This is a genomic window from Streptomyces sp. UNOC14_S4, from assembly GCF_020740835.1.
Classification (GTDB): Bacteria; Actinomycetota; Actinomycetes; order Streptomycetales; family Streptomycetaceae; genus Streptomyces.
The window spans coordinates 1-19718 of sequence record NZ_JAINFC010000087.1 but is presented as its reverse complement, the minus strand read 5'-3'; the positions used below and the strand labels follow the sequence as shown (position 1 = coordinate 19718).

The window sequence follows — 19718 nt, the reverse complement described above, 5'->3', positions numbered from 1 at the left end:
CAGCGCCCCGCCAGATCAAGGAAATACTGCGGCGCAACCCCCAGCACAACCGTCACCGCAACCCCCACCGCAATCGCCGCCGAAGTGAAAACACTCGGCACGGCAACACTCGGCCCCTCCGCCTGCGGCTCGTTGAAGAACATGAGCACGATCACGCGGATGTAGAAGAACGCCGCCACCGCCGAGGACAGCACACCCACCACGACCAACGGCACCGCACCCCCCTGCGCCGCCGCCTTGAAGACGGCGAACTTCCCGGTGAACCCACTCGTCAGCGGAATGCCCGCGAAGGCCAGCAGGAAGACCGCGAAGACGGCCGCCACCAGCGGCGAACGGCGCCCCAGCCCCGCCCACTTGGTCAGCTGCGTGGCCTCGCCACCAGCGTCCCGCACCAGCGTCACCACCGCGAACGCGCCCAGCGTCACAAACGAATACGCCGCCAGGTAGAAGAGAACCGAGGAAATACCGCCCGGACTCACGGCGATGACACCCGCGAGAATGAACCCCGCGTGCGCGATCGAGGAGTAGGCGAGGAGCCGCTTCACATCCGTCTGGGTGACGGCGACCACCGCGCCCACCACCATGGTGACGATCGCGACGCCCCACATGACCGGCCGCCAGTCCCAGCGCAGCCCCGGCAGCACCACGTACAGCAGCCGCAGCAGCGCGCCGAAGGCGGCGACCTTGGTGGCGGCGGCCATGAAGCCCGTCACCGGCGTGGGGGCGCCCTGGTAGACGTCGGGCGTCCACATGTGGAACGGGACCGCGCCGACCTTGAACAGCAGGCCCATCAGGACGAGCGCTCCGCCGATCAGCAGCAACGCGTCGTTCCCCGTGGTCGAGGCCAGGGCCGGGTCCACCGTGCGGACCGTGCCGTTGACCACGTCGGCGATGCCCGCGTACGTGACCGTGCCCGCGTAGCCGTACAGCAGCGCGATGCCGAACAGCAGGAACGCCGACGAGAAGGCGCCCAGCAGGAAGTACTTGACCGCGGCCTCCTGGGAGAGCAGCCGCTGCCTGCGGGCGAGGGCGCAGAGGACGTACAGCGGGAGGGAGAAGACCTCCAGCGCGATGAACAGCGTCAGCAGGTCGTCGGCCGCCGGGAAGATCAGCATGCCGCCGACCGCGAACAGCAGGACCGGGAAGACCTCCGTGGTGGTGAAGCCCGCCTTGACCGCTTCCCGTTCGGCCTCGCCGCCCGGCACGGCGGCACCCTGCGCGGCGAAGGAGTCGACGGCCCTGCCGTGGGCCGCCGGGTCGAGGCGCCGCTCGGCGAAGGTGAACACGGCGACCAGCGCGACGAGGAGAATGGTCCCCTGGAGGAACAGCGCCGGACCGTCCACGGCGACCGCGCCCATCGCGGCGACATGTGCCTTGCCCGTGCCGTAGCCGCCCGCGGCGAGGGCGACGACCGCGGCGAAGCCCGCGGCCAGGCCGACGGCGGTCAGCAGCACCTGCACCGGATACCGCAGGCGCCGGGGCAGGAACGCCTCCACGAGGACGCCGAGGACGGCGGCGCCGAGGACGATCAGCGTCGGTGACAGCTGGGCGTACTCGATATGGGGTGCCGGGATCTTTCTCGGCGGGTCGGCCGACATCGTCCACAGGCTGTGGACGAAAGCTGCGTGGCTCACTTCGCGGCCTCCACATCGTTCGTCGGGGCGTTCGGGGCGTTCGATACATCCGATGCGTTCGGAACATCGGGCTTGGGATCGGTCCGGTGGACCTGCGACATCGTGCGCCCCACCGCCGGGTCGATGATCTCCGTCAGCGGCTTGGGATAGACGCCCAGGAAGAGAAGCAGGGCGATCAGCGGGCCCACCACGACGAGTTCGCGTACGCGCAGGTCGGGCATGCCCCGGACCTCTTCCTTGACCGGGCCCGTCATCGTGCGCTGGTAGAGCACCAGGACGTAGAGCGCGGCGAGGACGATGCCCAGCGTGGCGACGATCCCGAGGGCCGGGTAGCGGCTGAACGTGCCGACCAGGACCAGGAACTCGGAGACGAAGGGCGCGAGGCCCGGCAGCGACAGCGTGGCCAGACCGCCCACCATGAACGTCCCGGCGAGGACCGGCGCCACCTTCTGCACGCCGCCGTAGTCGGCGATGAGCCGCGAGCCGCGGCGCGAGATCAGGAACCCGGCGACCAGCATCAGCGCCGCCGTGGAGATCCCGTGGTTGACCATGTAGAGCGTCGCACCGCCCTGGCCCTGCGTGGTCATCGCGAAGATGCCCAGGACGATGAAGCCGAAGTGCGAGATCGAGGCGTAGGCGATGAGGCGCTTGATGTCCTTCTGGGCCACCGCGAGCAGCGCCCCGTAGAGGATGCCGATCACCGACAGCACGACGATCACCGGCGTCGCCCACTTCGACGCCTCCGGGAAGAGCTGGAGGCAGAAGCGGAGCATCGCGAAGGTGCCCACCTTGTCGACCACGGCGGTGATCAGGACGGCGACGGGCGCGGTGGCCTCGCCCATGGCGCCCGGCAGCCAGGTGTGCAGCGGCCACAGCGGCGCCTTCACCGCGAAGGCGAAGAAGAAGCCGAGGAACAGGGCCCGTTCGGTGACGGTCGCGAGCTGGAGCCGGCCGTCGGCGCGCGCCTGGACGATCTCCGTGAGCGAGAAGGTGCCGGTGCCGAGCTGGTGCGCGGTGACGGCGTAGAGCCCGATGACCGCGGCCATCATGATGAGCCCGCCCGCCAGGTTGTACAGCAGGAACTTCACCGCCGCGTACGACCGGCGGGCCGCCGTCTCCTCCTCGGAGCGGGTGCCCGCCCGGTCGCCGAAGCCGCCGACCAGGAAGTACACCGGGATCAGCATGGCTTCGAAGAAGATGTAGAAGAGGAAGACGTCGGTGGCCTCGAAGGAGATCACCACCATGGCCTCGACCAGCAGGATCAGCGCGAAGAAGCCCTGGGTGGGCCGCCAGCGGCGGTCGGGCGCCGCCGCCTCCAGCGGGTCGGCGTCGTGCCAGCCGGCCAGGATCACGAAGGGCACCAGCAGCGCGGTCAGGGCGATCAGCACCACCGCGATGCCGTCCACCCCGAGGTCGTAGCGGACGCCGAAGGACGTGATCCAGGCATGCGACTCGGTGAGCTGGAAGGCCTTGCCGGAGTCCGGGTCGAAGCGGGCCAGTTGGACCGCCGCCAGGACCAGCGTGGCCAGCGAGAAGGCCAGCGCGAGCCACTTCGCGGCCGCCCGGCGCGCGGCCGGGACGGCGGCGGTCGCGACCGCGCCGGCCGCGGGCACGGCGGCCGTGACCGTCAGCAGGGGAAAAGACATGATCAGACCGCCCTCATCAGCAGGGTCGCGGCGATGAGCACCGCCGCGCCGCCGAACATCGAGACCGCGTACGAGCGCGCGTAGCCGTTCTGCAGCCTGCGCATCCGGCCCGACAGCCCGCCGACCGCGGCGGCCGTGCCGTTGACGATGCCGTCGACCACCGAGTGGTCGGCGCGGACCAGGCCGCGGGTGAGCTCCTCGCCGCCGCGGACCAGCACGATGTGGTTGAAGTCGTCCTGGAGCAGGTCCCGCCGGGCGGCGCGGACGAGCGCGTTGCCCCGGGGCGCGGTGACGGGGACGGGCCTGCGCCCGTACTGCGCCCAGGCGAGCGCCACGCCGAGGACGAGCACGACCATGGTGGCGGCCGTGACCTCGATCGCGCTGAGCGGCGAGTTGCCCTCGGCGTGCCCGGTGACGGGCTCCAGCCACTTCAGGAACGTGTCGTTGATGCTGAACAGCCCGCCGGCGAAGACCGATCCGACGGCCAGGACCACCATGGGGATCGTCATGGTGCGCGGCGACTCGTGCGGGTGCGGCGGCTCGCCTTGTGCATCCGGCTGCCAGCGCTTCTCGCCGAAAAAGGTCAGGATCATCACGCGCGTCATGTAGTAGGCGGTGATGGCCGCGCCCAGCAGAGCGGCGCCGCCGAGGATCCAGCCCTCGGTGCCGCCCTTGGCGAAGGCCGCCTCGATGATCTTGTCCTTGGAGAAGAAGCCGGAGAGACCGGGGAAGCCGATGATGGCGAGGTAGCCGAGACCGAAGGTGACGAAGGTGACCGGCATGTACGTCCGCAGGCCGCCGTAACGGCGCATGTCCACCTCGTCGTTCATGCCGTGCATGACCGAGCCCGCGCCGAGGAAGAGGCCCGCCTTGAAGAAGCCGTGGGTCACCAGGTGCATGATCGCGAAGACATAGCCGACGGGGCCCAGGCCCGCGGCCAGGATCATGTAGCCGATCTGGGACATCGTCGAACCGGCCAGGGCCTTCTTGATGTCGTCCTTCGCGCAACCGACGATCGCACCGAAGAGCAGCGTGACCGCGCCGACCGTGACGACCGCGGTCTGCGCGTCGGGCGCCGCGTTGAAGATCGCGCCGGAGCGGGTGATCAGGTAGACGCCCGCGGTCACCATCGTGGCCGCGTGGATCAGCGCGGAGACCGGCGTCGGGCCCTCCATCGCGTCCCCGAGCCAGGACTGGAGCGGCACCTGGGCGGACTTGCCGCACGCGGCGAGCAGCAGCATCAGCCCGATGGCCGTCAGCTTGCCCTCCCCCGCGTCCGTGGCGTGCGTGAGGACGGGGCCGAAGGCGAAGGTGCCGAACGTGGTGAACATCAGCATGATCGCGATCGACAGGCCCATGTCGCCGACGCGGTTGACGAGGAACGCCTTCTTGGCCGCGGTGGCCGCGCTGGGCTTGTGCTGCCAGAAGCCGATCAGCAGGTACGAGGCGAGGCCCACGCCCTCCCAGCCGACGTACAGCAGAAGGTAGTTGTCGGCAAGGACGAGCAGCAGCATCGCGGCGAGGAAGAGGTTCAGATAGCCGAAGAAGCGGCGGCGGCGCTCGTCGTGCTCCATGTAGCCCACCGAGTACAGGTGGATGAGCGTGCCCACACCCGTGATCAGCAGGACGAAGGTCATCGACAGCTGGTCGAGCCGGAAGGCGACGTCCGCGCGGAAGCCGCCCACCGGGACCCAGCTGAACAGGTGCGAGGTCAGCGTGCGGGCCCCGGCGTCCTTGCCCAGCAGGTCGGCGAAGAGCACGACGCCGAGGGCGAAGGACACCGCCGCCAGCAGCGTGCCGACCCAGTGGCCCACGCGGTCCAGTCGGCGGCCGCCGCACAGCAGGACGGCCGCGCCCAGCAGGGGGGCCGCGACGAGCAGCCCGATGAGGTTCTCCACGTCGGCGTCCCCTTACAGCTTCAGCAGACTGGCGTCGTCGACCGAGGCCGAGTGACGGGTGCGGAAGACGGACACGATGATCGCGAGGCCGATCACCACTTCGGCGGCGGCCACGACCATGGTGAAGAACGCGATGATCTGGCCGTCCAGATTGCCGTGCAGCCGGGAGAAGGTGACGAACGCCAGGTTGCAGGCGTTCAGCATCAGCTCGACGCACATGAAGACGACGATCGCGTTCCGCCGGATGAGCACACCGGCCGCGCCGATGGTGAACAACACGGCCGCCAGATAGAGGTAGTTGACGGGGTTCACTTACGGGCCTCCTTCGCGCCGGACGCGGGCCTGCCGTCCTCGCCGCGGCCGCCCGTCACCCACTCCGCGGAGCGCTGCTCCAGCGCCGCGAGCCCCTGGAGCGCCTCGCCCGACACGTCGCGGATCTGGCCGCGGGAGCGCAGCGTGGGGTTGACGGTGAGCTCGGAGGGGGTGCCGTCGGGCAGCAGGCCGGGGATGTCCACGGCGTTGTGCCGGGCGTAGACGCCGGGGGCGGGCAGCGGGGGCACCTGCTTGCCCTCGCGGACGCGGGCCTCGGCGCGCTCGCGCTGGCCGGCGGGGCGCTGCGCGCGCTCGCGGTGGGTGAGGACCATCGCCCCGACGGCGGCGGTGATCAGCAGAGCGCCGGTGATCTCGAAGGCGAAGACGTACTTGGTGAAGACGAGAGCGGCCAGCCCCTGGACGTTCCCCCCGGAGTTGGCCTGGCCGAGGCCGGTGAAGTCCTTCAGGGCCGCGTTGGCGATGCCCGCGATCAGCAGGATGCCGAAGCCGAGCACGCACAGCCCGGCGAGCAGCCGCTGGCCCCTGATGGTCTCCTTGAGGGAGTCGGCGGCGGTGACACCGACGAGCATGACGACGAACAGGAACAGCATCATGATCGCGCCGGTGTAGACCACGATCTGCACGATGCCCAGGAAGTAGGCGCCGTTGGCGAGGTAGAAGACCGCCAGCACGATCATGGTGCCCGCCAGGGACAGCGCGCTGTGCACGGACTTCTTCATCAGGACCGTGGCCAGCGCCCCGAGGACGGCGACCGTGGCGAGCAGCCAGAACTGGACGGCCTCACCGGTGGAGGTGGTGCCCGCGGCGGCCAGCGCGCTCATGACTCCACCTCCGCGGACGAGGAATCCGACGACGCGGACGAGGAGTTCGCGGGCTCCGGCGGCTGCTCGCCCTTGGAGACGGCGACCTGACGGACCGTACCCGGCGCGGCCTCGGAGACCAGGCCCCGGTAGTAGTCCTTCTCGGTCATGCCCGGGTAGATCGCGTGCGGGGTGTCGACCATGCCCTCCTCCAGGCCGGCGAGGAGCTCCTCCTTGGTGTAGATGAGCGACTCGCGGCTGGCGTCGGCCAGTTCGTACTGGTTGGTCATGGTCAGCGCGCGGGTGGGGCAGGCCTCCACGCACAGGCCGCACAGGATGCAGCGGAGGTAGTTGATCTGATAGACGCGGCCGTAGCGCTCACCGGGGGAATAGCGCTCCTCGTCGGTGTTGTCCGCGCCCTCCACATAGATCGCGTCGGCCGGGCAGGCCCACGCGCACAGCTCGCAGCCGATGCACTTCTCCAGCCCGTCCGGGTGCCGGTTGAGCTGGTGGCGGCCGTGGAAGCGCGGCGCCGTGTGCTTCTTCTCCTCCGGATACTGCTCGGTGAGGCGCTTCTTGAACATGGCCTTGAAGGTCACGCCGAAGCCCGCCACGGGGTTCTGGAAGTCAGGCATCCCCGCCCTCCTTTCCTTCTCGAGGACCGTCACTCACAGTATCGACGCGACCACTGACAACGAGCTCCCCGCCCTGTCGCGACGGGCGCCGCGGCACCGGCGGCAGGGTCTGGCCGGGCATCGGCGGCACGGGGAAACCGCCCGCCATCGGGTCGAACTCGCCCTGTGGACCAGGCCCTTCGGCCGCCTCCCGGTCCGCGCCGCCGCGGTCGCGGAAGACGTCGGCGACGAGGGAGAGCACCAGGACCGCGACGACCGCGCCGCCCACGTAGAGCGTGATCCGCTGGAAGTCGTAGTTCTCGTTCCGCAGCGCCCGCACGGTCGCGACGAGCATCAGCCAGACCATCGAGACCGGGATGAGGACCTTCCACCCCAGCTTCATGAACTGGTCGTAGCGCAGCCGCGGCAGGGTGCCGCGCAGCCAGATGAAGAAGAACAGCAGCAGCTGGACCTTGATCACGAACCAGAGCAGCGGCCACCAGCCGTGGTTCGCGCCCTCCCAGAACGTCGAGACCGGGTACGGGGCCCGCCAGCCGCCCAGGAAGAGCGTCACCGCGACCGCCGAGACCGTGATCATGTTGACGTACTCGGCGAGCATGAACAGCGCGAACTTGATCGAGGAGTACTCGGTGTTGAAGCCGCCGACCAGGTCGCCCTCGGACTCCGGGAGGTCGAACGGCGCCCGGTTGGTCTCGCCGACCATCGCGGTGATGTAGATGAGGAAGGACACCGGCAGCAGCAGCACGTACCACCGGTCGTGCTGCGCCTCCACGATCGCCGAGGTCGACATCGACCCCGAGTAGAGGAAGACGGCGGCGAAGGAGACGCCCATCGCGATCTCGTACGAGATCATCTGCGCGCACGAACGCAGGCCGCCCAGCAGCGGATAGGTGGAGCCGGAGGACCAGCCCGCCAGCACGATGCCGTAGATGCCGACCGACGCCGTCGCGAGCACGTAGAGCACCCCGATCGGCAGATCGGTGAGCTGCATCGCGGTGCGGTGCCCGAAGACCGAGACCTCGTTCCCGGACGGGCCGAACGGGATGACCGCGATCGCCATGAACGCCGGGATGGCCGCGACGACCGGGGCCAGGAGGTAGACGGCCCTGTCGGCCCGCTTGACGATCAGGTCCTCCTTGAGCATCAGCTTGATGCCGTCCGCGAGGGACTGGAGCAGACCCCAGGGGCCGTGCCGGTTGGGGCCGATGCGCAGTTGCATCCACGCGACGACCTTGCGTTCCCAGACGATCGAGAACAGCACGGTCAGCATGACGAACGCGAAACAGAAGACGGCCTTGAGGAGGATCAGCCACCAGGGGTCGCGGCCGAACATCGACAGGTCCTCGGCGGCCAGGTGCTGCATGCTCACTGCCGTCCCTCCGAAATCTCGGTGCCGTCACCGGCGTCCGCCGCGATCCGTACGAGCTCGCCGGGCCGGGCACCCGTACGAGCGGCCACCCCACCCTCGACGGAGTTCAGCGGGAGCCACACCACCCGGTCCGGCATCACGGTGACCCGCAGCGGCAGCCGCACGGTGCCCGCGGGACCGGTCACGGCGAGCGGCTCGCCGTCGCGTACGCCCGTCTCCTCGGCGGTCGCGGCGGAGAGCCGGGCCACCGCCGCGTGCCGGGTGGCGGCGAGCGCGTCGTCGCCTTCCTGGAGGCGGCCCTCGTCGAGCAGCATCCGGTGGCCCGCGAGCACGGCCTCCCCGGCGCCGGGCCTCGGCACCGGACGGCCGTGCTCGGCGGGGGCCGCCGCGTACGCGCCGTCCCAGTGCCCCAGCCGGCCGAGCTCCGCGCGCGCCGCCTCCACGTCCGGCAGCGCGAGGGACACGTCCATGGCGTCGGCCAGCATGTGCAACACCCGTCCGTCCGGCGGCACATGGTGGCGGGCCGTCGTCTGGTCGAGCTTGATCGCGACGTCGAACGGGCGGGCCCGGCCCTCCCAGTTCAGGAAGGTGCCCGCCTTCTCGGCGACCGCCGCGACCGGCAGCACCACGTCCGCCCGCTCGGTCACCTCGCCGGGCCGCTGTTCCAGGCTCACCAGGAAGCCGACCGCGTCGAGCGCGGCACGCGCGCGTGCCGGGTCGGGCAGGTCCGCGACCTCCACCCCGCCCACCACCAGGGCCGCCAACTCGCCGGTGACCGCGGCCTCGACGATCTGGCCCGCGTCCCGGCCGGGGCTGCGCGGGAGCTCGGCGACGCCCCAGGCGGCGGCCGTCTCCTCGCGGGCCCGCGGGTCGGTGGCCGGCCGCCCGCCGGGCAGCAGCCCCGGCAGCGCGCCCGCCTCCAGCGCCCCGCGCTCCCCCGCGCGGCGCGGGATCCACACCAGGGCCGCCCCGGTCGCGTCCGCCGCGGCCACGGCCGCGGTCAGCGCGCCGGGAACGCCCGCCAGGCGCTCACCGACGACGATCACGGAACCCTCGGCCCGCAGCGCCCCGGCCGCTTCCCGCCCCGCGGCGTCGAGCCCCACGGTGTCGGCCAGCGCCTGCAGCCACTCGGTCTCGGTGCCGGGGGCGGCGGGCAGCAGCGTGCCGCCCGCCTTCGTCAGCCCCGGCGTCGCGTACGGGGCGAGCGAGAAGGCGCGCTGCCCGTGCTTGCGGTGCGCCTTGCGCAGCCGCAGGAAGATGCCGGGCGCCTCCTCCTCCGGTTCGGAGCCGACGAGCAGCACGGCGGGCGCGTCCTCCAGCGCCCGGTACGTCGTCCCGCCACCGGCGAGATCACGCCCCCGGCCCGCGACCCGGGCGGCCAGGAAGTCGGCCTCCTCGGCGCTGTGCACGCGGGCCCGGAAGTCCACGTCGTGCGTGTCGAGGGCCAGGCGCGCGAACTTGGCGTAGGCGTACGCGTCCTCGACCGTCAGCCGTCCGCCTGTCAGCACCCCGGACCGGCCCCGGGCGGCGGCGAGGCCGCGGGCCGCCGCCTCCAGTGCCTCCGGCCAGCTCGCCCGCTCCAGCACGCCGTCGGCGTTGCGCACGAGCGGGGTGGTGAGCCGGTCGGGCCGCTGGGCGTAGCGGAACGCGAAGCGGCCCTTGTCGCACACCCACTCCTCGTTGACCTCGGGGTCGTCGGCGGCGAGTCGGCGCATCACCTTGCCGCGCCGGTGGTCCGTACGCGTCGCGCAGCCGCCCGCGCAGTGCTCGCACACCGACGGCGAGGAGACGAGGTCGAAGGGGCGGGAGCGGAACCGGTACGCCGCCGAGGTCAGGGCGCCGACCGGGCAGATCTGGATGGTGTTGCCCGAGAAGTACGACTGGAAGGGCACGCCCTCGCCGATGCCCACCTGTTGCAGGGCGCCGCGCTCCAGCAGCTCGATCATCGGGTCCCCGGCGATCTGCTGCGAGAAACGCGTGCAGCGGGCGCACAGCACGCAGCGCTCGCGGTCGAGGAGGACCTGCGGGGAGATCGGCACCGGCTTCTCGAAGGTCCGCTTGCGGCCCTCGAAGCGGCTGTCGGCCTGCCCGGCGGACATCGCCTGGTTCTGCAGCGGGCACTCCCCGCCCTTGTCGCAGACGGGGCAGTCCAGCGGGTGGTTGATGAGCAGCAGCTCCATCACGCCGCGCTGGGCCTTCTCGGCGACGGGCGAGGTGAGCTGGGTGCGGACGACCATGCCGTCGGTGCAGGTGATGGTGCAGGAGGCCATCGGCTTGCGCTGTCCCTCGACCTCGACGATGCACTGCCTGCAGGCACCGGCGGGGTCGAGGAGGGGATGGTCGCAGAAGCGGGGGATCTCGATCCCCAGGAGTTCGGCGGCCCGGATGACGAGCGTGCCCTTGGGGACGGACAGCTGGACGCCGTCGATGGTGACGGACACCAGGTCGTCCGGCGGAACCGCGTTCCCGCCTCCGGAGGGCGCGGACGTGGTGACGGTCATACGTGCACCTCCGGGTGCGACTGGTCGGCCCACGCGGTGGACCTCGCCGGGTCGAAGGGGCAGCCCTTGCCCTTGACGTGCTGCTCGTACTCGGCGCGGAAGTACTTGAGCGAGGAGAAGATGGGGCTCGCGGCGCCGTCGCCGAGGGCGCAGAAGGACTTGCCGTTGATGTTGTCGGCGATGTCGGCGAGCTTGTCGAGGTCGCCCATGCGGCCTTTGCCCGCCTCCAGGTCGCGCAGCAGCTGGACGAGCCAGTAGGTGCCCTCGCGGCAGGGCGTGCACTTGCCGCAGGACTCGTGCGCGTAGAACTCGGTCCAGCGGGTGACGGCCCGCACGACGCAGGTGGTCTCGTCGAAGCACTGGAGGGCCTTGGTGCCCAGCATCGATCCGGCGGCGCCCACGCCCTCGTAGTCCAGCGGGACGTCCAGGTGCTCGTCGGTGAACATCGGGGTCGAGGAGCCGCCTGGCGTCCAGAACTTGAGGCGGTGGCCGGGGCGCATGCCGCCGCTCACGTCGAGGAGCTGGCGCAGGGTGATGCCCAACGGGGCTTCGTACTGGCCGGGGTTGGCGACGTGGCCGCTGAGGGAGTAGAGCGTGAAGCCGGGGGACTTCTCGCTGCCCATCGAACGGAACCATTCCTTGCCCCGGCCCAGGATCGCGGGAACCGACGCGATGGACTCGACGTTGTTCACCACAGTGGGGCAGGCGTACAGACCGGCGACCGCGGGGAAGGGGGGCCGGAGCCGGGGCTGGCCGCGGCGGCCTTCGAGCGAGTCGAGGAGCGCGGTCTCCTCGCCGCAGATGTACGCGCCCGCCCCCGCGTGCACGGTGATGTCGAGGTCGAGTCCGCTGCCGAGGACGTTCCGGCCGAGATAGCCCGCCGCGTACGCCTCGCGCACGGCCTCGTGCAGCCGCCGCAGCACGGGGACGGTCTCGCCGCGCAGATAGATGAAGGCGTGGTCGCAGCGGATCGCGTAACTGGCGATCAGCATGCCCTCGATGAGGGCGTGCGGGTTGGCGAAGAGGAGGGGGATGTCCTTGCAGGTGCCGGGTTCGGATTCGTCCGCGTTGACGACGAGGTAGTGCGGCTTGCCGTCGCCCTGCGGGATGAACTGCCACTTCATCCCGGTGGGGAAGCCCGCGCCGCCGCGGCCGCGCAGCCCGGAGTCCTTCACGTACGCGATGACGTCGTCGGGGGCCATCGCGAGGGCCTTGCGCGCGCCCGCGTAGCCGTCGTGCCGCAGATAGGTCTCCAGCGTCCAGGGGCGCGGCTCGTCCCAGAAGGCGCTGAGCACGGGGGTGAAGAGCTTCTCGGGGCTGGTCTCGCCGCCTGTCTCGGGCCGGGGGACGCCCCCGTTCGCGGGTGCCATGGTCATTCCTCCCCCTCCTCGCGGCGCGCGGGGCGGTCGTCCTGACGCGCCGGGCGGTCGTCCTGTACCGGCGGCTGCGCCGGGGCGCCGCGCGGCGGTCCGACGCGGGCGGCCGGGCCCTCGCCCCTGGCCAGCCGCAGGCCCGCCAGGGTCGCGGGGCCCGCGCCGCCGCTCTCCTCCACCGCGCCCGGCCGCTCGTCGGGGAAGCCGGCGAGGATGCGGGCCGTCTCCTTGAAGGTGCACAGCCGCGCGCCGCGCGTGGGCCGCACGGGGCGCCCGGCGCGCAGGTCGTCGACCAGGGCCTTGGCGCTCTGCGGTGTCTGGTTGTCGAAGAACTCCCAGTTGACCATCACCACGGGGGCGTAGTCGCAGGCCGCGTTGCACTCGATGTGTTCGAGGGTGACCTTGCCGTCCTCGGTGGTGCCGCCGTTCGCCACGCCGAGGTGCTCGCGCAGGGACTCGAAGATGGCGTCGCCGCCCAGCACCGCGCAGAGCGTGTTGGTGCAGACGCCGACCTGGTAGTCCCCGCTCGGCCCGCGGCGGTACATGGTGTAGAAGGTCGCCACCGCGGTGACCTCGGCGGTGGTCAGTTCGAGCGTCTCGGCGCAGAAGCGGACGCCGGTGGCGGTGACGTGCCCTTCCTCGGACTGCACGAGGTGCAGCAGGGGCAGCAGGGCGCTGCGGCTGTCGGGATAGCGGGCGATCACCTCCTTGGCGTCGGCCTCCAGCCGGGCGCGCACGTCGGCGGGAAAGTCGGGCGCGGGGAACTTCGGCATCCCCAACTGGACGTCTGTCACCGGTCGACGCCTCCCATCACGGGATCGATGGACGCCACGGCGACGATGACGTCGGCCACCTGGCCGCCTTCGCACATCGCCGCCATGGACTGGAGGTTGGTGAAGGAGGGGTCACGGAAGTGGACCCGGTAGGGGCGGGTGCCGCCGTCGCTGACGACGTGCACGCCGAGCTCGCCCTTGGGCGACTCCACCGCCGCGTACGCCTGGCCGGGCGGCACCCGGAAGCCCTCCGTCACCAGCTTGAAGTGGTGGATCAGGGCCTCCATCGACGTACCCATGATCTTCTTGATGTGGTCGAGGGAGTTGCCGAGGCCGTCCGGCCCGAGGGCGAGCTGGGCGGGCCAGGCGATCTTCTTGTCGGCGACCATGACCGGGCCGGGCGCGAGCCGGTCGAGGCACTGCTCGACGATGCGCAGCGACTGCCGCATCTCCTCCAGCCGGATGAGGAAGCGGCCGTACGCGTCGCAGGTGTCGGCGGTCGCCACCTCGAAGTCGTAGGTGTCGTAGCCGCAGTAGGGCTGGGCCTTGCGCAGGTCGTGCGGCAGGCCCGTGGCCCGCAGAATCGGTCCTGTCGCGCCGAGCGCCATGCACCCGGAGAGGTCGAGGTGGCCGATGCCCTGGAGGCGGCCCTTGAAGATGGGGTTGCCGGTGGCGAGTTTGTCGTACTCGGGGAGGTTGCGCCGCATCTTCTTGACGAACTCCCGCACCTGGTCGACCGCGCCGGGCGGCAGGTCCTGGGCGAGGCCGCCGGGGCGGACGTAGGCGTGGTTCATCCGCAGGCCGGTGATGAGCTCGAAGATGTCGAGGACGAGCTCGCGGTCCCGGAAGCCGTAGATCATGATGGTGGTGGCGCCGAGCTCCATGCCGCCGGTGGCGATGCACACCAGGTGCGAGGAGATGCGGTTCAGCTCCATCAGCAGCACGCGCAGGACGTTCGCGCGGTCGGGGATCTGCTCCTCGATGCCCAGGAGTTTCTCCACGGCCAGGCAGTACGCCGTCTCGTTGAAGAACGGCGTCAGGTAGTCCATGCGCGTGACGAAGGTGGTGCCCTGCGTCCAGTTGCGGTATTCGAGGTTCTTCTCGATGCCGGTGTGGAGATAGCCGATGCCGCAGCGGGCCTCGGTGACGGTCTCGCCGTCGATCTCCAGGATGAGCCGGAGCACTCCGTGGGTGGAGGGGTGCTGGGGGCCCATGTTGACGACGATGCGCTCGTCGTCGGCCTTCCTGGCCGCGGCGGCGAGCTCCTCCCAGTCGCCGCCGGTGACCGTGTAGACGGTGCCTTCGGTGGTGTCGCGCGCGCTCGCGGGGGAACCCGCGGGGGAAGTGCTCATCAGCTGTACGACCTCCGCTGGTCCGGAGCCGGGATCTGGGCGCCCTTGTATTCGACGGGGATGCCGCCGAGGGGGTAGTCCTTGCGCTGCGGGAAGCCCTGCCAGTCGTCCGGCATCATGATCCGCGTGAGCGCCGGGTGGCCGTCGAAGACGATGCCGAAGAAGTCGTACGTCTCGCGCTCGTGCCAGTCGTTCGTGGGATAGACGTCCACGACCGAGGGCACGTGCGGATCGTCGTCGGGGGCGCTCACCTCCAGCCGGATCAGCCGGTTGTGGGTGATCGAGCGCAGGTGGTAGACGGCGTGCAGCTCACGGCCCTTGTCGCCGGGGAAGTGCACGCCGCTGACGCCCGTGCACAGCTCGAAGCGGAGCGCGGGGTCGTCGCGGAGGGTGCGGGCGACGACCGGCAGGTGCTCGCGGGCGATGTGGAAGGTGAGTTCGCCGCGGTCGACGACGGTCTTCTCGATGGCGTTCGCCGGGAGCAGCCCCTGCTCCTCCAGCGCGCCCTCCAGTTCGTCCGCGACCTCGTCGAACCACCCCCCGTACGGGCGGACGGCCTCGCCCGGCAGCCGTACGGTACGCACCAGGCCGCCGTACCCGGAGGTGTCGCCGCCGTTGCGTGCGCCGAACATGCCGCGCTGGACGCGGATGGCCTCGCCCGCCTCGCCCCGCTGGCCGGGCAGGTTCTGGGCGTTGACGTCCTTGTCGGGGTTGACCCCGTTCGTCTTCTCGTCGCTCACCGCAGCAGGCCCTTCATCTCGATGAGCGGCAGGGCCTTCAGCGCCCTCTCCTCCGCCTCGCGCTCCGCTTCCTCGCGGTGGGCGCCGAGCTTCCCGTCCTGGATCTTGCGGTGCAGTTTGAGAATCGCGTCCATCAGCATCTCGGGGCGCGGTGGGCAGCCGGGCAGATAGATGTCGACCGGCACGATGTGGTCGACGCCCTGGACGATCGCGTAGTTGTTGAACATGCCGCCGCTGGAGGCGCAGACCCCCATGGAGATGACCCATTTGGGGTTGGCCATCTGGTCGTAGACCTGGCGGAGCACCGGCGCCATCTTCTGGCTGACCCGCCCGGCCACGATCATCAGGTCGGCCTGGCGCGGGGAGCCGCGGAAGACCTCCATGCCGAAGCGGGCGAGGTCGTAGCGGCCCGCGCCGGTGGTCATCATCTCGATGGCGCAGCAGGCCAGTCCGAACGTGGCCGGGAAGACGGACGCCTTGCGCACCCAGCCGGCGGCCTGCTCGACGGTGGTCAGCGCGAAGCCGCTGGGCAGCTTCTCCTCGATTCCCATGGTGAGCCCCCTAGTCCCATTCCAGGCCGCCGCGGCGCCATACATAGGCGTAGGCGACGAAGACGGTGAGCACGAAGAGCAGCATCTCCACGAGCCCGAACAGCCCCAGGGAGTCGAAGGTGACGGCCCAGGGGTAGAGGAAGACGATCTCGATGTCGAAGACGATGAAGAGCATCGCCGTCAGGTAGTACTTGATCGGGAAGCGCCCTCCCCCGGCGGGCTGCGGGGTGGGCTCGATGCCGCATTCGTACGCCTCGAGCTTGGCGCGGTTGTACTTCTTGGGCCCGATGAGCGAGGCCATGACCACGGAGAAGATCGCGAAGCCTGCCCCGAGGGCTCCCAGTACGAGGATGGGCGCGTAGGCGTTCACCGCTCCTCGCTCCTTCCAGTCGACTTCCGAAAGACGCTGACTGCTGGCTGACCGGACCCCGGCGGGCTCCCGGCCTCCAGGGACACCGCGCGCCCTCCGGGGGACGCCGCGAAGATCGCCCACATGTGAGGCAGTTCACAAGCCCGGGTCGAGCGCATCCTATGCCCGGTGACCTGTGATCTGCGACACGGGGTACAGGACCACGTTTGTGATCTCCACCACCTGACAGGGGGTCACCGCGCGGAAGAGTGGCCGATCTTCATACCCGAGGCGTTCGGATGATCACCTGCGGTGATCATCCGGCGGTCGCGGCACTGGCCAGAGGGGCTTGCCCTAGCAAAACGTGGGCTGTGCAAGCAAATTGGTTTTTGTGATCGTCAACTGATATGGGAGTGCGGCGCACTGAGCCGACGACAGCCGCCGAACGGCCGAACCGGCACCTCGCGCTTCTCTTCACGAGTGGGCGGCGGGACGCGAGCGCTCCAGCGAGCACGGAGACTCCGGCGAACGCAGAGCGGGCGCACAGCGAAGGGCGGGCGCCGCGTGAGGTCTGCCACGCTTCAGGACGCTCCGCGGCCGGTTCCCGTGGGTAGCCTCGACAGACTGACCGTCAAAGTGATATACGCACCGGCCGTTGCCGCCGGGGAGCAAACGCCATGCTGAGGGGCCTGTTCCGGCATGACGCCCCATCAAGCGCCGTGACGCGACCGTAACCAAATGTCCGGTTTACCGTCATCTGCAGGCCGATTGTGACGCACGTCACCTTTATTGAACTCCGCCGTGCGGCCTGGTACTCCGTTATTCCATGTCCCCGAACGCGCATATAACCAGCCACCGGAAGCCCCGCCGAACGGCCACCCAGTCGTGGGTCGTGCGCACGGGTGTTGCCGGTGGCGTCCTCAGCACCCTGGCCGTGGCCGGTGCCGGTTCCGCCACCGCCGCCGAGAAGCCCACCGAGGCGACCATGGAGATGCCGGCGATCAACGCGACGATCGCCTCCTCCATCGCCCAGAGCGCGGCTGCCACCCAGCAGACCGCCTTCGGCTACCAGGAGAGCGCGCAGCAGGACCACGCCGCGGACGCCGCCAAGGACGCCACCGAGACGGCCAAGAACGAGGCCCTGCGCATCGCCGACGCGGCCGAGAAGAAGGCCGCCGCGGAGAAGCAGCAGCGCGAGCAGGACGAGTCCCGCGCCTCGCGCGGCGGCGAGCGCACGAGCCTGAGCGCCAAGTCGGCCTCCGCCGACTCCTCCGACGAGGCGGGCGACTCCTCCTCGTCGTCCTCGTCCTCCTCCTCCAGCCACGTCGGCTCGGGCAGCGTCTCGACGCTGATCTCCTTCCTGGAGAACCAGCTCGGCAAGGCGTACGTGATGGGCGCCACCGGCTCCTCCGCGTACGACTGCTCCGGCCTGGTCATGAAGGCCTACGCCCAGCTCGGCATCGACCTGCCGCGCGTCTCCCAGGACCAGTCCGCGTACGGCACCCAGGTCTCGCTGAGCAACCTCCAGCAGGGCGACATCCTCTACTGGGGCTCCTCCGGCAGCGCGTACCACGTCGCCATCTACGTCGGCGGCGGCAAGTTCATCGGCGCGCAGAACCCGAGCTCGGGCGTCGTCGAGCGCGACCTCAGCTACGACATGCCGACGGGCGCGGTGCGCGTCCTGTAGTTCCACCGAACGCTTCGGCTTCACATCGAAGGGTCGGCTTCCCCACCGCTCGGGGGAGCCGGCCTTTCGGCGTTTTTCTCCTCCGGACGCGGGACCGCCCGCCGTACGGGGGCTGTGGCGCACGGCGAGCGGTTGCCTGCCCTTAGTTTTCCGCCGAGCGGACACGCCGAAACGGCGCGATACCCACCCGAATGGGTGAATTCCCCCTTGCCTTGACCTTGCGGACGGGTACGGGGCGCCTATGGGTGTGGCGTCGCCACCATCGGAAGGCGCGGCGGCGCGGCCGAGGTTCGCTCCCGGGCTCCGCCCACACGTGTAAGCCGAGCCGATCGGCGAAGTCGCGCACGAGCTCCGCGGCCAGTTGCTCTGGGAGCTCGATCAGGGTGCCGGAGTTGAAGTGGAGCCAGTACTCGGCGTTCCGGCCCAGGCGTCCGGTGCGGCCCAGGGCGTAGTACGTCGCCTTGATCATCTGTGCGCCCCCATCCCGACGTGCGTACAGGGTCTGCTGCGCCAGCCGTTTCTCATACGTCGCCTCCCAGCGATGGGGTGGTCGCACCTCACACCCGTCCGTGGCCTGGCCACCCTCCGGAGTGCCTCAACGGGCATGCAGGTGGCTGCACTTCGGGTCTTCCCGGCGTGCGGTGTCGCGTTGGCAGGACCATAGGGCCACCACGGAAGCGCGTGCAACCTCTTCGGTGCATCAGTGCACCGCCTAGACCTGTCGGAAGATCACGCGCGAGACTGTCCGCAACCACCGGGAAAGGAGCGGCATGCCACCGAGAACGACACCCACCGGACGGCAACAAAGGCTCGGCGCCGAGTTGCGGAAGATGCGCGAGCAGGCCGGAGTCACGCCTCCGGACGCCGGCCGGGAACTGGGCGTCGATCGCACCCGCATCAGCAACACCGAGGCGGGCCGCCTCGGGCTGAGCGAGGAGCGGGTTCGGGCCTTTGCCCGGATTTACGCATGCCCCGACGAGAAGTACGTCGACGCACTTGTTGCCATGGCAGAGGAACGGGGTAAGGGCTGGTGGGAGGAGTATCGGGGATACCTATCCCCCAGTGTGCTGGACCTCGCGGAGCTGGAATATCACGCGACCAGCTTGACGGTACTGCAATTCGCGTACATTCCAGGCCTGTTGCAAACCGAGGACTATGCGCGGAGCCTCTTCCGCAACACAGTGCCGCCGCTCACTCAGGTAGAGGTTGAGCGGCGCGTGTCGCACCGCATGCAACGGAAATGCGTCATGCAGCGTGACCTGGCCACACCCTGCACCTTCGTGATCCATGAGGCGGCATTGCGCATGCTTCACACCGACGTGGACGGGCAACGTCGCCAGCTCGACAGGCTGGTCGAAATCAGCAGCCACGAGGGAGTCACCATCCGGGTGATCCCTTTCGCTGCCGGTTCGTTCCCCGGGGCGAACACTTCGGCCACATACGCCGGGGGTCCCGTACCCAGGCTCGACACCGTGCAGATCGACACCGCCCATGGCTCACTGTTCCTCGACGCCGAGGCCCACTTGGAGAACTACCGCAGCATCCTTGGGTACGCGAAGAAGACTTCCCTCCCTCCCAAGGAGTCGAGGGAATTCATCCACACCGTGGCAAAACAACTGTGAAGGCATGGAGATGTCGGAAATCACCTGGCAGAAGTCCTCTTTCTCCGGGGACAGAGACGAGTGCGTGGAAGCGGCGGGGCTCAATGGGAACATCCTGATACGCGAAAGCGATGATCCGGCGATAGTCGTGACCACCAGCCGGGCCAAGTGGCGAGCACTCACGCACGCCGTCAAGGCCGGGAGGCTCAACCACCTGATCTAGCGAACCTCGCACTCGACCGCCCCCCATCTTCGCAGGTGGGGGGCTTTTGGCATATGCGGGTGCATCTGTTTCCTGGTGCACTATTGCACCCACCTTCAGCTGGCGCTACGTTCTCACCGCATCGCTCCGGGCGCGGTTCGTCAGGCACAGCCATGCTCGGGTCCGCTACCCAACTCTCCTTGGCTCTCCCCTGGTTGCAAGGGAGCGCTTCCCCAAGAGCCGCCTCTCCTCCCCCACCCCCGGAGGGGTGCAG

The 19718-nt window shown here is 70.0% G+C and carries 18 protein-coding genes; 3 read left to right on the top strand and 15 right to left on the bottom strand.

What is annotated here, in order from left to right:
• The 14 genes from nuoN to K6I34_RS10915 form a co-directional block, all read right to left on the bottom strand.
• On the bottom strand, positions 1-1634 hold a 1634-nt coding region (gene nuoN, locus K6I34_RS10980; RefSeq protein WP_229324736.1), incomplete at its 3' end, for an NADH-quinone oxidoreductase subunit NuoN.
• The gene (locus tag K6I34_RS10975) at positions 1631-3280 is read right to left on the bottom strand and encodes an NADH-quinone oxidoreductase subunit M (RefSeq protein WP_229324733.1); all 1650 of its coding nucleotides are present in this window, start codon (positions 3278-3280) and stop codon (positions 1631-1633) included. The genes nuoN and K6I34_RS10975, both read right to left, overlap by 4 nt.
• A 2-nt stretch (positions 3281-3282) precedes the next feature.
• A complete protein-coding gene (gene nuoL, locus K6I34_RS10970) occupies positions 3283-5178 on the bottom strand; it encodes an NADH-quinone oxidoreductase subunit L (protein ID WP_229324731.1) in 1896 nt (631 codons plus the stop codon).
• 12 nt (positions 5179-5190) lie between these two features.
• A complete protein-coding gene (nuoK, locus tag K6I34_RS10965) occupies positions 5191-5490 on the bottom strand; it encodes an NADH-quinone oxidoreductase subunit NuoK (RefSeq protein ID WP_121803757.1) in 300 nt (99 codons plus the stop codon).
• A complete protein-coding gene (locus K6I34_RS10960) occupies positions 5487-6332 on the bottom strand; it encodes an NADH-quinone oxidoreductase subunit J (RefSeq protein ID WP_229324729.1) in 846 nt (281 codons plus the stop codon). The genes nuoK and K6I34_RS10960 overlap by 4 nt, the downstream gene beginning before the upstream one ends.
• A complete protein-coding gene (gene nuoI / locus K6I34_RS10955; protein WP_229324727.1) occupies positions 6329-6946 on the bottom strand; it encodes an NADH-quinone oxidoreductase subunit NuoI in 618 nt (205 codons plus the stop codon). Before nuoI ends, K6I34_RS10960 begins: the two co-directional genes overlap by 4 nt.
• Complete coding sequence (gene nuoH, locus K6I34_RS10950) at positions 6939-8309, bottom strand: NADH-quinone oxidoreductase subunit NuoH (protein WP_229324742.1); 1371 nt, start codon at positions 8307-8309, stop codon at positions 6939-6941. The genes nuoI and nuoH overlap by 8 nt, the downstream gene beginning before the upstream one ends.
• A gap of 2 nt (positions 8310-8311) precedes the next feature.
• Positions 8312-10816, bottom strand: a complete 2505-nt coding sequence (locus tag K6I34_RS10945; RefSeq protein ID WP_229324724.1) for an NADH-quinone oxidoreductase subunit G — start codon at positions 10814-10816, stop codon at positions 8312-8314.
• Positions 10813-12192, bottom strand: coding sequence for an NADH-quinone oxidoreductase subunit NuoF (nuoF, locus tag K6I34_RS10940; protein ID WP_229324722.1), 1380 nt, complete (start codon positions 12190-12192; stop codon positions 10813-10815). The genes K6I34_RS10945 and nuoF overlap by 4 nt, the downstream gene beginning before the upstream one ends.
• Entirely contained in the window at positions 12189-12962 is a 774-nt protein-coding gene (nuoE, locus tag K6I34_RS10935; protein WP_229324740.1) for an NADH-quinone oxidoreductase subunit NuoE, read from the bottom strand. The genes nuoF and nuoE overlap by 4 nt, the downstream gene beginning before the upstream one ends.
• A 17-nt stretch (positions 12963-12979) precedes the next feature.
• On the bottom strand, positions 12980-14314 hold the full coding sequence (locus tag K6I34_RS10930) for an NADH-quinone oxidoreductase subunit D (protein WP_229324720.1): 1335 nt from the start codon (positions 14312-14314) through the stop codon (positions 12980-12982).
• Positions 14314-15054 carry an NADH-quinone oxidoreductase subunit C gene (locus tag K6I34_RS10925; RefSeq protein WP_229324718.1) on the bottom strand — a complete coding sequence of 247 codons (741 nt, stop codon included), beginning with the start codon at positions 15052-15054 and terminating at the stop codon, positions 14314-14316. Before K6I34_RS10925 ends, K6I34_RS10930 begins: the two co-directional genes overlap by 1 nt.
• Complete coding sequence (locus tag K6I34_RS10920) at positions 15051-15605, bottom strand: NADH-quinone oxidoreductase subunit B family protein (protein ID WP_229324716.1); 555 nt, start codon at positions 15603-15605, stop codon at positions 15051-15053. Before K6I34_RS10920 ends, K6I34_RS10925 begins: the two co-directional genes overlap by 4 nt.
• A 10-nt stretch (positions 15606-15615) precedes the next feature.
• Positions 15616-15975, bottom strand: a complete 360-nt coding sequence (locus tag K6I34_RS10915) for an NADH-quinone oxidoreductase subunit A (protein ID WP_121803748.1) — start codon at positions 15973-15975, stop codon at positions 15616-15618.
• 805 nt (positions 15976-16780) lie between these two features.
• On the opposite strand from K6I34_RS10915, the gene K6I34_RS10910 reads away from it, so the two are divergent.
• Positions 16781-17641: a C40 family peptidase gene (locus K6I34_RS10910; protein WP_229324714.1), complete on the top strand. Its 861-nt coding sequence runs from the start codon at positions 16781-16783 to the stop codon at positions 17639-17641.
• Positions 17642-17783: 142 nt separating this feature from the next.
• On the opposite strand, the gene K6I34_RS10905 is transcribed toward K6I34_RS10910, so the two are convergent.
• Positions 17784-18110: a hypothetical protein gene (locus K6I34_RS10905; RefSeq protein WP_229324712.1), complete on the bottom strand. Its 327-nt coding sequence runs from the start codon at positions 18108-18110 to the stop codon at positions 17784-17786.
• Positions 18111-18411: 301 nt separating this feature from the next.
• On the opposite strand from K6I34_RS10905, the gene K6I34_RS10900 reads away from it, so the two are divergent.
• Together K6I34_RS10900 and K6I34_RS10895 are read left to right on the top strand one after the other, a co-directional pair.
• Complete coding sequence (locus K6I34_RS10900; RefSeq protein WP_229324710.1) at positions 18412-19263, top strand: helix-turn-helix transcriptional regulator; 852 nt, start codon at positions 18412-18414, stop codon at positions 19261-19263.
• 4 nt (positions 19264-19267) lie between these two features.
• Entirely contained in the window at positions 19268-19465 is a 198-nt protein-coding gene (locus K6I34_RS10895) for a DUF397 domain-containing protein (RefSeq protein ID WP_308293991.1), read from the top strand.
• Positions 19466-19718: the final 253 nt, after the last annotated feature.